Annotated in this window: 10 protein-coding genes and 1 tRNA gene; 5 read left to right on the top strand and 6 right to left on the bottom strand. The window is 71.0% G+C overall.

Annotated features, from left to right (window positions below; translation table 11 throughout):
• Nucleotides 1-143: 143 nt before the first annotated feature.
• The 4 genes from RLT57_RS14970 (at nt 144) to RLT57_RS14985 (ending at nt 3,579) form a co-directional block, all read left to right on the top strand.
• Nucleotides 144-347: a hypothetical protein gene (locus RLT57_RS14970; protein ID WP_311297889.1), complete on the top strand. Its 204-nt coding sequence runs from the start codon at nt 144-146 to the stop codon at nt 345-347.
• On the top strand, nt 344-1,000 hold the full coding sequence (locus RLT57_RS14975; RefSeq protein ID WP_311297890.1) for an aminodeoxychorismate/anthranilate synthase component II: 657 nt from the start codon (nt 344-346) through the stop codon (nt 998-1,000). Before RLT57_RS14970 ends, RLT57_RS14975 begins: the two co-directional genes overlap by 4 nt.
• On the top strand, nt 997-2,733 hold the full coding sequence (locus tag RLT57_RS14980; protein WP_311297891.1) for a class E sortase: 1,737 nt from the start codon (nt 997-999) through the stop codon (nt 2,731-2,733). Before RLT57_RS14975 ends, RLT57_RS14980 begins: the two co-directional genes overlap by 4 nt.
• Nucleotides 2,734-2,823: 90 nt before the next feature.
• Nucleotides 2,824-3,579, top strand: a complete 756-nt coding sequence (locus RLT57_RS14985; protein WP_399128699.1) for a class E sortase — start codon at nt 2,824-2,826, stop codon at nt 3,577-3,579.
• A 90-nt stretch (nt 3,580-3,669) separates the two neighbouring features.
• On the opposite strand, the gene pknB is transcribed toward RLT57_RS14985, so the two are convergent.
• The 6 genes from pknB to RLT57_RS15015 form a co-directional block, all read right to left on the bottom strand.
• Entirely contained in the window at nt 3,670-5,628 is a 1,959-nt protein-coding gene (gene pknB / locus RLT57_RS14990; protein WP_311297893.1) for a Stk1 family PASTA domain-containing Ser/Thr kinase, read from the bottom strand.
• Between the two features lie 154 nt (nt 5,629-5,782).
• Nucleotides 5,783-7,243: a peptidoglycan D,D-transpeptidase FtsI family protein gene (locus RLT57_RS14995; protein WP_311297894.1), complete on the bottom strand. Its 1,461-nt coding sequence runs from the start codon at nt 7,241-7,243 to the stop codon at nt 5,783-5,785.
• Nucleotides 7,240-8,622 carry an FtsW/RodA/SpoVE family cell cycle protein gene (locus RLT57_RS15000; RefSeq protein WP_311297895.1) on the bottom strand — a complete coding sequence of 461 codons (1,383 nt, stop codon included), beginning with the start codon at nt 8,620-8,622 and terminating at the stop codon, nt 7,240-7,242. The genes RLT57_RS14995 and RLT57_RS15000 overlap by 4 nt, the downstream gene beginning before the upstream one ends.
• A gap of 19 nt (nt 8,623-8,641) precedes the next feature.
• Nucleotides 8,642-10,171 (bottom strand): Stp1/IreP family PP2C-type Ser/Thr phosphatase, encoded by a 1,530-nt coding sequence (locus RLT57_RS15005; protein WP_311300722.1) that lies wholly within the window; start codon nt 10,169-10,171, stop codon nt 8,642-8,644.
• A gap of 57 nt (nt 10,172-10,228) precedes the next feature.
• A complete protein-coding gene (locus RLT57_RS15010) occupies nt 10,229-10,744 on the bottom strand; it encodes an FHA domain-containing protein FhaB/FipA (protein WP_311297896.1) in 516 nt (171 codons plus the stop codon).
• Nucleotides 10,745-10,754: 10 nt separating this feature from the next.
• Nucleotides 10,755-11,672: an FhaA domain-containing protein gene (locus RLT57_RS15015; protein ID WP_311297897.1), complete on the bottom strand. Its 918-nt coding sequence runs from the start codon at nt 11,670-11,672 to the stop codon at nt 10,755-10,757.
• A gap of 547 nt (nt 11,673-12,219) precedes the next feature.
• Here RLT57_RS15015 and RLT57_RS15020 point away from each other — a divergent pair.
• A tRNA-Leu gene (locus tag RLT57_RS15020) sits at nt 12,220-12,303 on the top strand.
• The last annotated feature ends 122 nt before the right edge of the window (nt 12,304-12,425 follow it).

The raw sequence follows: 12,425 nt of genomic DNA on the forward strand, positions 1-12,425 counted from the left end.
CGCCGCCCTGTCGCCGCCCTGTCCGTACCCCGGATTGCGGGGGAATCGGCAGATGAACCGATGCCGAAGCTTTGACCGGCCGGATCCCCTGGACCGGCGATCTCCCTCTACTCTGTTCCGGGGACTCGGAAGGAAGGCATGGCATGTACGGCTGGATCTGGCGGCATCTGCCGGGTAACGCGTATGTGAGGGCGCTTATCTCCCTCGTGCTGACCTTTGCCGTCGTCTACCTGCTGTTCCAGTACGTCTTCCCGTGGGCGGAGCCGCTGCTGCCGTTCAACCAGGTGACCGTCGACAACCAGGACAACGGGCTGCGGGCCGTCAGCGGGGTGGCCGCGGTCCTATGAGCGCTCGCATCCTCGTCGTGGACAACTACGACAGCTTCGTGTTCAACCTGGTCCAGTACCTCTACCAGCTCGGCGCCGAGTGCGAGGTGCTGCGCAACGACGAGGTGGCACCGGAGCACGCCCAGGACGGCTTCGACGGCGTCCTGCTCTCCCCCGGCCCCGGCACCCCTGAAGAGGCCGGCATCTGCGTCGACATGGTGCGGCACTGCGCGCGGACCGCGGTGCCGGTCTTCGGCGTCTGCCTCGGTGTGCAGTCCATGGCGGTCGCCTACGGCGGAGTGGTCGGGCGGGCGCCCGAGCTGCTGCACGGCAAGACGTCCGCGGTGCTCCACGACGGCACGGGCGTCTTCGCCGGTCTGCCGTCGCCGTTCACCGCCACCCGGTACCACTCGCTGGCCGTCGAGCAGGACACCCTGCCGGACGAGCTGCGGGTGACCGCCCGGACGGAGAACGGGATCATCATGGGGCTGCGGCACCGGGACCTCGCCGTCGAAGGCGTGCAGTTCCACCCGGAGTCGGTGCTCACCGAGTGGGGGCACCTGATGCTGGCCAACTGGCTGGCCGAATGCGGCGACCCGGGCGCGCTGGAACGCTCCCGCGGGCTGGCGCCGGTGGTCGGGGCGGACGGGCTCACGGGGAGGGCCGGGGCGTGACCACGCTCCGGCCGGAGCGTCCCGCCGACGGCCCGATGTCCTACGAGGACACCGGGCAGTTCGCCGCTGTGGTCCAGCAGCTGGCGGACCCGCTGAACGACCCGCTGCCCGGCCGGCCGCCCGCCGTCTCCGACGAGGAACCCGACGGCGGGGCCGGGGCGGCCGCACCCGAGGCACCCGCACCGGGGAGGACCGGGGCACCCGCGCGGAGGAGGGCCGCGGCGCCGGCGCCCGTACCGGGGCCGCCGCCGACCTCACCCGCGAGGGCCTCCTCCCCGCAGGCCGCGCCGCCCCAGGTCTCCTCCTCGCAGGCCGCAGCCCCCGAGGTACGGCGGGAGGCCCCGCCCGCCGCGCCCCCGCCGCCCTACTACGGCAGACCGCTCGTCACCGACCTGCCCTCGGCGCCCGCGAACGGCTCCCCCTGGTTCCGGCCCCCCGAGCCCGCGCGGGGCCTGGCACCGGCACCGGAACAGCCGCCGGTACGCGAAGAACGGCCGGTGGAGCGGCCGGTACGCGGCGAGCGGCCGCCGGTACGGGAGCAGGCTGTACGGACCGAGCGGTTCGGGGCGCCGGAGGCGGTACCGGCGGAGCCCTACGCCGCGCCGGAGGCCGTATCTGCGGAGCCGTACGCGCCGCCCGAGCCCGTACCTGCGGAGCCCAACGTGCCGCCGGAGACGGAGCCCCCGGCACGGGAGGCGTTCGTACCGCCCGAGCCCGTACAGAGCCGGCAGGCTGCCCGGCGGGCGCTCGCGGAGACCGCGAAGCTGCCGGTGATCCAGGTACCGCCGCCGACCGCCGTGGAGCCGCAGGCGGGCGGCGGGGCACAGCCGGCCGGGACGGACGCCGGCTTCGACGGGGCGCCGACGGACGGCGGGCGGGCGGCGCGGCGCAAGGCCGCGCGGGGAGGCCACCGGGCCCGGGGCCGCGCCGGTACCGGGCCGGCCGCGGGCAGCGCCCCCTCCCCGGCGGGCGCGGGCGCCTCCTCCCCGGCGGAGCCGTCCGCGCCGCTCAGCCGGGTCGAGGCACGGCGAGCCGCCAAGGCGGCCAAGGAGAGCCCCTCGGTCGTCATCAGCCGGATCGTCGGTGAACTGTTCATCACCATCGGCGTCATCATGCTGCTGTTCGTCACCTACCAGCTGTGGTGGACCAACGTCCGCGCCCACCAGCAGGCCAACAGCGCCTCCAACAAGCTGGAGCAGCAGTGGCAGACCACCACGGGCGGCCCGGACCGGGCGGCCGGCACCTTCTCCCCCGGCCAGGGCTTCGCGATCATGTACATCCCGAAGCTGGACGTCAAAGCCCCTATCGCGCAGGGTGTGGACAAGACCTCGGTCCTCGACAAGGGCATGATCGGCCACTACGACGGTGACCTGAACACCGCGATGCCGTGGGACAGGAGCGGCAACTTCGCGGTCGCCGCGCACCGGAACACCCACGGTGAGCCGTTCCGCTACATCAACCACCTCGTGCCGGGCGACAAGGTGGTGGTCGAGACGGCCACCACGTACTACACCTACCAGGTCACCAGCTCGCTGGCCTCCACGCCGCCCTCCAACATCGGTGTGCTGCAGCCCGTGCCGCCCGGCTCCGGCTTCACCACCGCCGGCCGCTACCTGACCCTCACCACCTGCACCCCCGAGTTCACCAGCACCAACCGGCTGATCGTCTGGGGCAAGCTGATCGAGGAACGGCCGCGCAGCAAGGGCAAGCCCGACGCGCTGGTCGGGGGCTAGGGCCTGTCGCCCGAGCCGGCGCGGCTCCACCCGACAGGCTACGGGCGGCCGGCGGCCACCGGGGCCGCAGGACAGGACTCCACCGGTGCGGTGGCAGCCAACAGCGACGGAGAACGGAACAGCGTGACAAGCAGCAACGAGCCGCCGAGGCGGGGGCCTGTCGCGGCCACCGTGAGTGTCATCGGCGAGATCCTGATCACCGCCGGGCTCGTGCTCGCGCTCTTCGTCGTCTACTCCCTGTGGTGGACCAACGTCGTCGCCGACCGCCACGAGAAGCAGGCGGGCGACAGGGTCCGCCAGGAATGGGCGCACAGCGGCGTCCCGGGCGGCGGCGCCGACGCGCCGGGCCGGCTGGACACCGCGGACGGCATCGGCTTCCTGCACGTGCCGGCGATGGGCAAGGACTACGAGGTGCTGGTCAAGAAGGGCACCTCCACCGACGTCCTCAACGAGGGCGTGGCCGGCTACTACACCGAGCCGACGCCCGCCGCGATGCCCTGGGACACGGTCGGCAACTTCACCCTGGCCGCCCACCGCGACGGCCACGGCGCCAAGTTCCACGACATCGACAAGATCAGGACCGGTGACCCGGTCGTCTTCGAGTCCAAGGACACCTGGTACGTCTACAAGGTCTACAAGGTCCTGGACCAGACCTCGAAGTACAACGTGGCCGTCACCGACCAGGTCCCCGAGGAGTCCGGCAGGTCCAGGCCGGGCCGCTACATCACGCTGACCACCTGCACGCCCGTCTACACCTCCCGCTACCGCTACGTGGTCTGGGGCGAGCTGGTCCGCACCCAGCGGGTCGACGCCCGGCGCACGCCGCCGGCGGAGCTGAAGCGGTAGCCGTTCCCCGCGAGGGCCACGGCAGAAGGGGGCGGTCCGCACCGGCATCGTGCGGACCGCCCCCTTCTGCCATACCGTGACCGGCGGCGCTCAGCCGCCCAGGCCGTTGCCGAAGACGTGGATCTGGATCGGCTGGCCCTCGGTGAGCGGGGAGTTGGCGCCGGGGTCGGTGCTCATCACGTGGGCGTCGTCGGGAGCGTTGTCGTCCACCCCGATCTGCAGGTTCAGGCCCAGGGCGTTCAGCGTGGCCTTGGCCTGGCCCACGGTCTGGCCGAACAGGTTGGGCATGGTCTTCTGCGGGTCCGGGGTCGCCGGGCCGGAGGAGACGGTCAGCACGATCTGGGTGTCCAGCGTCTGGGAGCTGAACGGCGCCGGCGTCTCACCGATGACCGTGCCCGCCGGCGCGTTGTCCGGCTGGTCCTGCCGTTTGACGTTCTCGAAGCCCTGCGCGGCCAGCTGCGCCTTCGCGGTGTCGAAGTCGACGTTCTGGACGTTCGGGACCTGCTTCTGCTCCGGCGGCTCGGCCACCGTCAGGGTGACCACCGTGCCCTTGGCCGCCTTGGTGCCGGCGTCCGGGCTCATCGACAGTACGGTGTCCTGCTGCTCGGTGGTGCTGGTCTGCACCTTCTTCTTGACCTGGAAGCCCTTGTCCACCAGCTGCTGGCTGGCCGAGTCGAAGGGGTCGTTGGTGACGTCCGGGATCTCGACCGGCGCCGGGCCCTTGGAGACCGCGACGGTGATCGTCTTGTCGGTGGGGACCGGGGCGTTGGCGGCCGGGTTCTGCCGGCAGATCAGGCCCTTGTCGACGTTGTCGCAGAACGAGGCGGCGCCCTGGACGAGGGTGAGGTCGACGTTGGTGGCCCTGGTCGTGGCGTCGGACACCGAGAGGTTGAGGAAGCTCGGCACGGTCGCGTCGGCGTCCGGCGAGCCGCCGCCGAACAGCGCCTTGCCGAGGAAGATTGCGCCCACCAGTACCAGGACGCCGGCCACCACCAGCAGCACCACGGAGGTGTTGTTGCTCTTCTTCTGGCGGCGCCGGTCGGGGCGGTCCTCGTAGCCGTAGCCGCCGTCGTCCTCCCGCAGCGGGGGCAGCATCGAGGTGTGCTGGGCGTCCGGCTGGGGCGGCAGCGCGGTGGTGGCGCCGCCGTCGCCGTACTGGTGCGGGTAGCCGTAGCCGACCGAGCCCATCACGGCCGCGGCGGCGATCGGCTGGCCGTCGAGCGCGGCCTCGATGTCGGCGCGCATCTCGTCGGCGGACTGGTAGCGGTAGTCGGGGTCCTTGGTCAGCGCCTTCAGGACGATCGCGTCCATCGCCGGGGTGACCTCGGGGTCGTAGACCGACGGCGGCTGCGGCTCCTCCCGTACGTGCTGGTACGCGACCGCGACCGGTGAGTCGCCGACGAAGGGCGGCCGTACGGTCAGCAGCTCGTAAAGCAGACAGCCGGTGGAGTACAGGTCGGAGCGGGCGTCGACCTGTTCGCCCTTGGCCTGCTCGGGGGAGAGGTACTGGGCGGTGCCGATCACCGCGGCCGTCTGGGTCATGGTCATGCCGGAGTCGCCCATGGCGCGGGCGATGCCGAAGTCCATGACCTTGACCTGGCCGGTGCGGGTCAGCATCACGTTGGCGGGCTTGATGTCGCGGTGGACGATGCCCGCCCGGTGGCTGTACTCCAGGGCCTGGAGGATGCCGACGGTCATCTCCATGGCGCGGTCGGGCAGCAGTTTGCGCCCGGAGTGCAGCAATTCGCGCAGGGTGGAGCCGTCCACGTACTCCATGACGATGTACGGGATCGAGACCCCGTCGACGTAGTCCTCGCCGGTGTCGTAGACGGCGACGATCGACGGGTGGTTGAGCGAGGCGGCCGACTGTGCCTCACGGCGGAACCGGGCCTGGAAGGACGGGTCGCGGGCGAGGTCCACCCGCAGCGTCTTCACGGCGACGGTACGGCCGAGCCGGGTGTCGTGGGCGAGGTACACCTCGGCCATGCCACCACGGCCGAGCACCGAGCCCAGCTCGTACCGGCCGCCGAGGCGACGCGGCTCTTCCATAGCTCTGCCCTCTCTCAAACCCGATCTGCAACCGAATCCGTTAACCATTGCCCTGTGCCTTCTCGGGCATACGCTACCGGGCGTACACAGTGTGACCGCGCCCCGGCCGCCCGCCGATACCTGACCGGTACCTGGCCGCGACCGCGCGGGTTCCTCACTTGTTGAGGACGGCCTCCATGACCCTCTTGGCGATGGGAGCGGCGAACCCGCCGCCGGAGACGTCGTCGCGGTTGGCGGAGGCGTCCTCCACCACGACGGCCACCGCGACGGGCGAGCCCTGGTCGGTCTTGGCGTACGAGACGAACCACGCGTACGGCGTGCCCTTGTTGTTCACGCCGTTCTGCGCGGTGCCGGTCTTGCCGCCGACGACGACGTCCCGGATCCTGGCGTTGGTGCCGGTGCCGGACTCGACCACCGTCTCCATCATCGACTGGAGCTTCTGCGCGTTCTCCGGCGACAGCGGCTGGCTCAGCTTGCTGGGGCTGGTCTGGGAGATGGTGCTCAGGTTCGGCGCCACCAGCTTGTCGACCTCGTACGGCTTCATCAGGGTGCCGTTGTTGGCGATGGCGGCGGCGACCATGGCCATCTGCAGCGGGGTGGCCGCGGTGTCGAACTGGCCGATCGAGGACTGCGCGACCTGGTCCGGGCTCATCTTGGTGTCGAAGTTGCTGGCGTCGGCGCGGACCGGGACGAACTGCTCCTCGTTGAAGCCGAACAGCTCGGACTCGTCCACCATCGTCTTCAGCCCCATGTCCGCGCCGAGCTTGCCGAAGACGGTGTTGCAGGAGTACTTGAGGGCATTGCGCAGGCTGGCGTTGCGGCAGGGGATGCTGCCCTCGTTGACCAGGTTGACGGTGGTGCCGGGCAGCGGGTACGGGTCGGGTGACTCGGTGTCCTTGTCGACGTCCGTGATCGCCCCGCTCTGCAGCGCCGCGGCGGCCGTGACCAGCTTGAACGTCGAGCCGGGCGGGTAGGTCTGGCGCAGCGCCCGGTTCAGCATCGGGTCGTCGGTGTCGCTGCCCTTCTGCAGCCCGACCCAGCTCTTCTCGTCGTTCTTGGAGTTCCCGGCGAAGGTCGAGGGGTCGTACGAGGGGGTGCTGGCCAGGGCGAGGATCGCGCCGGTGCGGGGGTCGATGGCGGCGACCGCGCCCTTCTTGTCGCCCAGGCCCCTGAAGGCGGCCTCCTGGGCCTTGGCGTTGAGCGTGGTGACGACGTTCCCGCCCTGCTTCTGCTTGCCGGTCAGCAGGTCGATGGTGCGGTTGAAGAACAGCCGGTCGTCGTTGCCGGTGAGGAACTTGTCCTCGACGCCCTCCAGGAACGAGGTGCCGAACGCCTGCGAGGCGTGCCCGGTCACCGGCGCCCACATCGGGCCGTCGGTGTACGTGCGCTTGTACTTGAAGTCGCTGCCGGTGGTCGTGGTGTGGCCGGTGATGGCCTTGCCGTCCACGATGATGTCGCCGCGCGGCTGGGCGTACTGGTTGATGGCGACCCGGCGGTTGTGCGGGTCGTTGGACAGCTGGTCGGCCTGGACGAACTGGACGTAGTTGACCCGCAGCAGCAGGGCGAGGACGAGCAGGCCGCAGAAGACCGCGACCCGTCGCAGGGGCTTGTTCACTGGCTGCGCACCACCTGGGTCGCTTCGGCGTCGGGGGAGGGGGCCGGGCTCGGGGCCGGCCGCCGGGCGGTGTCGCTGATCCGCAGCAGGATCGCGACCAGCGCCCAGTTGGCGATCACCGAGGAGCCGCCCTGGGCCAGGAACGGCATCGTCATACCGGTCAGCGGGATCAGCCCGGTGACGCCGCCCGCCACCACGAACACCTGGAGCGCGAAGGCGCCCGACAGGCCGATGGCGAGCAGCTTGCCGAAGGGGTCGCGGGCGGCCAGCGCGGTACGGATGCCGCGTTCGATCAGCAGCGCGTACAGCAGCAGCACGGCCATCAGCCCGGCCAGGCCGAGCTCCTCGCCGACGGTGGCCAGGATGTAGTCGCTCTTGGGGGCGATGCCGCCGATCAGCCGGGAGTAGCCCTGGCCGAGGCCGGAGCCGAAGATGCCGCCGGACCCGAAGGCGTACATGGTCTGCGCGGTCTCGGTGACACCGCCGTTGGCCAACTGGAGGGGGTGCAGCCAGTTGTGCACCCGCTCCTTGACGTGCGGCTCGAACGACGACACCAGGACCGCGCCGCCGGCGCTGAGCAGCAGGCCGAAGACGATCCAGCTGGTCCGCTCGGTGGCCACGTACAGCATGATCACGAAGAGGCCGAAGAAGAGCAGCGAGGTGCCGAGGTCGGTCTCGAAGACCAGGATCAGCAGACTGATGGCCCAGATCACCAGGATCGGGCCCAGGTCGCGGCCGCGTGGCAGGTACAGGCCCATGAAGCGGCGGCTGGCCAGTGCCAGGGCGTCCCGCTTGACCATCAGGTAGCCGGCGAAGAAGACGGTGATGACGATCTTGGCGAACTCACCGGGCTGGAGCGAGCCGATGCCCGGCAGCGTGATCCAGATTTTGGCGCCGTTGACGCCGGGGAAGAAGATCGGCGCGACCAGCAGGACCAGCGCCACCATCATCGAGATGTAGGTGTAGCGCTGGAGGATGCGGTGGTCCTTGAGGAAGATCAGCACCATCACGAACAGCGCCAGGCCCAGGGTGGACCACATCAGCTGGTTGGGCGCCATCGCCTTGCCGAGCACGGGCTCCTGGTCCAGCCGCCAGATCAGCACCAGCCCGAGGCCGTTGAGCAGGGTGGCGATCGGCAGCATCAGCGGGTCGGCGTACGGGGCGTACTTGCGCACCAGGAGGTGGGCGACGCCGGCCAGCAGGCCGAGGCCCACGCCGTAGCCGAGCAGGCCGGCCGGCACCTGGTCGTGCTTGGCCAGCCCCGCGTTGACGTAGGCGAACACCGGGATGAGGACGGCGAAGACGAGCAGCGCCAGCTCGGTGTTGCGGCGGTTGGGCGCGCCGATGGACGTGATGGTGGTGGTGTTGCTGGCGCTCATGGCGAGCCGACCCCTCCTGCTACTGCTGGCCCGTACCGCATTCCCCGGCCAGGTTCTTCTCTTCCGGCGTCAGGGACGGGGTGGGGGCGGTCGTCGGGGTGGTGCCGCCGGTGGCCTTGGCACCGGGCTTGGCGTTGACCGGCCCGGTGGCGCCGCCCGCGCCCCCGGCGCCTCCTGCCGTCCTGCCGGTGGCGGCGGCCGCCTTGGCGTCGGCGACCTTCCGGCAGACCGCGGCCTGCTGGGCGAGTTCGTCGGCCTTGTCCTGCGCCTGCCCGAGGCTGCCTACCGCGATGGTGTCCTGGAGCCTGTTCTGCTGGTAGGTCGGCAGGTACTTCAGTTCGATGTCGGGGCGGTCCCGGTGCACCTTCGACAGCTTGATCCAGGCCAGCTTCTGGTCGATGCCCTGGTAGACGGCGACATGATCGCCCTTGGTGCCGACGTAGTACTGCGTCTGCGTCCAGGCGTAGGCGCCGTACAGCCCGCCGCCGATCACCGCGAGAACCACCAGGCCGACGGCACTGCGCTTGGCCCAGCGGCGGCCCTTGCCGGGCTTGTCGAAGGCGTCGTCGTCGTATCCGCCGAAGGCGCCGAGCACGCCGCCGGAACCCTGCTCGCCGCTCCCGGGCGGGCCGAAGGCGCCCGCCGGGCCGGCCTGGTGCGGGGTGCGGCCCAGTTCGGAGGCGCGGCCGGCCGGGGTCTGGAGGTGGCGCGGGTCCTGGGGCGGCAGCTGGGTGTCGGCGACGGCGCCGACCACCACGGGGGTGTCATTGAGCTGCGCCGCCAGCGTGTCGCCGTCGTCGGTGTCGAGGACATCGGCGACGATGCACGTGATGTTGTCGGGTCCGCCGCCGCGCAGGGCGAGCTGGATCAGCTCCTGCACGGTCTCGTGCGGGGCCTGGTAGCCGGCCAGGGTGTCTTCCAGGGTCTGGTGGCTCACCACCCCGGACAGGCCGTCGGAGCAGATCAGATAGCGGTCGCCGACGCGTACCTCACGGATGGAGAGATCGGGTTCGACGTGTTCGCCGCTGCCCAGGGCGCGCATCAGCAAAGACCGCTGCGGGTGAGTGGTGGCCTCTTCCTCGGTGATCCGGCCCTCGTCGACCAGCCGCTGCACCCAGGTGTGGTCCTGGGTGATCTGGGTCAGTACGCCGTCGCGCAGCAGGTACGCGCGGGAGTCGCCGACGTGCACCAGGCCGAGCCGCTGCCCGGTCCACAGCAGGGCGGTCAGGGTGGTGCCCATGCCCTCCAGCTGCGGGTCCTCCTGGACCATGTGCAGCAGCTGGTCGTTGGCCCGCTGTACGGCGGTGCCCAGCGAGGTGAGGATGTCGGAGCCGGGGATGTCGTCGTCGAGCGTGACGATGGCGGAGATCACCTCGGAGGAGGCGACCTCGCCGGCGGCTTGGCCGCCCATGCCGTCGGCGATCGCGAGCAGACGGGGGCCGGCGTAGCCGGAGTCCTCGTTCCCCTCGCGGATCATGCCCTTGTGTGAACCGGCGGCGAAACGCAGGCTCAACGACATGCGTACCTCCCCCGTCGGCTCCGGGTACATCCGCACGCTGCCCACCCTCTCGCTCGCGCGTCGTGGCTCCGCTCGCCCATTGTGCGACTACTTCCGCAGTTCGATGACGGTCTTGCCGATGCGGATCGGCGCGCCCAGCGGGACCGGCGTGGGCGTGGTCAGCCGGTTCCGGTCCAGATACGTGCCGTTCGTGGATCCGAGGTCCTCGACGATCCACTGGCCGTCGCGGTCCGGGTAGATCCTGGCATGCCTGCTGGACGCGTAGTCGTCGTCGAGCACAATCGTGGAGTCGTGCGCCCGGCCCAGGGTGATGGTCTGGCTCTGGAGCGCGACGGTGGTACCGGCCAGCGAGCCCTCGGCGACCACCAGTTTGGTGGGTGCACCGCGCCGCTGCCGGTTGCCCTGCGGCTGCTGGCGGGCGGGCGGCGCCTGCTGCTGGCGCTGCTGCGGCGGCCGGGACTGGCCCTCGCTGCGGCGCGCGCCGCGCTGGGTCACCCGGGTGCCGAACAGGTCACTGCGGATGACCTGCACGGCGACGATCACGAACAGCCACAGGACGGCGAGGAAACCCAACCGCATGACCGTCAGGGTCAGCTCTGACATTGCCCCCGCTTCACCCTTCGGCTTGCCTGTACACGATGGTGGTGCTCCCCACGACGATGCGGGAGCCGTCGCGGAGCGTAGCGCGCTGGGTGTGCTGTCCGTCCACCACGATGCCGTTCGTGGAACCGAGGTCCTGGACCACGGAGGGCGTACCGACCCGGATTTCGGCGTGCTTGCGCGATACGCCGGGGTCGTCCACCCGTACGTCGGCCTCGGTGGAGCGGCCGAGCACCAGGGTGGGGCGGGAGAGCTGGTGGCGGATGCCGTTGATCTCGATCCAGCGGCGGACGCCGGCCGCGGCCGAACCGGCGGGGAAGCCGGTGCCGGGCAGCCGGGTCACGGGGGCGGGGCCCGCGGCGGCGTGCGCCCCGGGCCGGGCGGCTCCGCCGGGAGGCGGCGCGGCGGGCATCGGAGGGGGGCCGGCCGGGCGCTGCGGGGCGCCGGCGCCCGGCCCCGGCTGCGGGTAGGCCGGACGCTGCTGGTAGCCCTGCGGGCTCTGCTGGTACCCGGCCTGGGCCGGTTCCGCCTGCTGCTGGTGGGGGTGCTGGGACTCGCTGCTGGCCAGGGTGCGGCTGCGCACCCGGTACAGGCCGGTGTCCAGGTCGGCGGCCCGCTCCAGGTGGACCTTGACCAGCCCCATGAAGGTGTAGCGCTGCTGCTTGGCGTAGTCCATGACCATGCCGGCCAGCTCGTCGCCCAGCTGGACCGCGTACGGGCTGAGCCGCTCGTAGTCGCCCGAGCTCAGCTCCACGATGAAGTCGTTCGGCACCACGGTGCGGTCGCGGTTCCAGATCGTGGCGTTGTTGTCGCACTCACGCTGCAGCGCGCCCGCGATCTCCACGGGCTGCACCTCGCTCTTGAACACCTTGGCGAAGGTCCCGTTCACCAGGCCCTCCAGCCGCTGCTCAAAGCGCTTCAGTACACCCACCGGGCACCTCCCTCCTCGGGGCCTTTCTTCGAGTCATTTCCGATACTGCTTACTGATCGTATCCACGCGCGGGGAAAACAGCTGGTTCCCCGATCCTGCTGGACAGAGCGGTGTCAACCCTCACACCGCGCCTGTGGCCGTCACCCGCCCCCGCCCCTGCCCACAGCGATGGTAGATGCGGTGCGCGGGTGCGGTGCCCGGATCCCCGGTCCCGGTCCCGGTCATGTGTCCTGTCGTGCCGTTGCCGTCCGCCCTTGCTGCGTGCCCTTGCCGTGTGCCGCCCTGCCGGCGTCCCGATGCGGCGGTGTCCCGTCGTTCCGATGTCCTGTGCCCTCACGTCTTCCCGGTCCAGTGTCCCGCACCGCCGCGCCTCCTTCCGTCCGCCGCGCGCTCCGCGTCCTCGTACCCCCGCCCTGCCCGCTCCAGGCCGAACGCATGTGATTCCACTCCGGACGGCGTGCTAATCTTCTGCATGTCGGGAGGCGCTCCCCCACCAACAGGACCGGCCAGTCCACCTGGTGCGAAGCAGTCGAACGGCAACACCTATGCGCGGGTGGCGGAATAGGCAGACGCGCTGGATTCAGGTTCCAGTGCCCGCAAGGGCGTGGGGGTTCAACTCCCCCCTCGCGCACATAGTCGGCAGAGCTCCTGTACCGGAGAGATCCGGGACGGGGGCTTTCGCTGTTTCCGGGTTCCGGGTTCCGGGTTCTGCGGGGCCGGGGCCGCCGGAGCGGCGTGGGGGCGCCAGGACAG

Source organism: Streptomyces sp. ITFR-21, assembly GCF_031844685.1.
Classification (GTDB): Bacteria; Actinomycetota; Actinomycetes; order Streptomycetales; family Streptomycetaceae; genus Actinacidiphila.

Coding starts and splice junctions, on each gene's coding strand:
- pknB (WP_311297893.1), bottom strand. CDS start 5,628: ATGGAAGAGCCGCGTCGCCTCGGCGGCCGGTACGAGCTGGGCTCGGTG.
- RLT57_RS15010 (WP_311297896.1), bottom strand. CDS start 10,744: ATGTCAGAGCTGACCCTGACGGTCATGCGGTTGGGTTTCCTCGCCGTC.
- RLT57_RS15000 (WP_311297895.1), bottom strand. CDS start 8,622: ATGAGCGCCAGCAACACCACCACCATCACGTCCATCGGCGCGCCCAAC.
- RLT57_RS15005 (WP_311300722.1), bottom strand. CDS start 10,171: ATGTACCCGGAGCCGACGGGGGAGGTACGCATGTCGTTGAGCCTGCGT.
- RLT57_RS14970 (WP_311297889.1), top strand. CDS start 144: ATGTACGGCTGGATCTGGCGGCATCTGCCGGGTAACGCGTATGTGAGG.
- RLT57_RS14975 (WP_311297890.1), top strand. CDS start 344: ATGAGCGCTCGCATCCTCGTCGTGGACAACTACGACAGCTTCGTGTTC.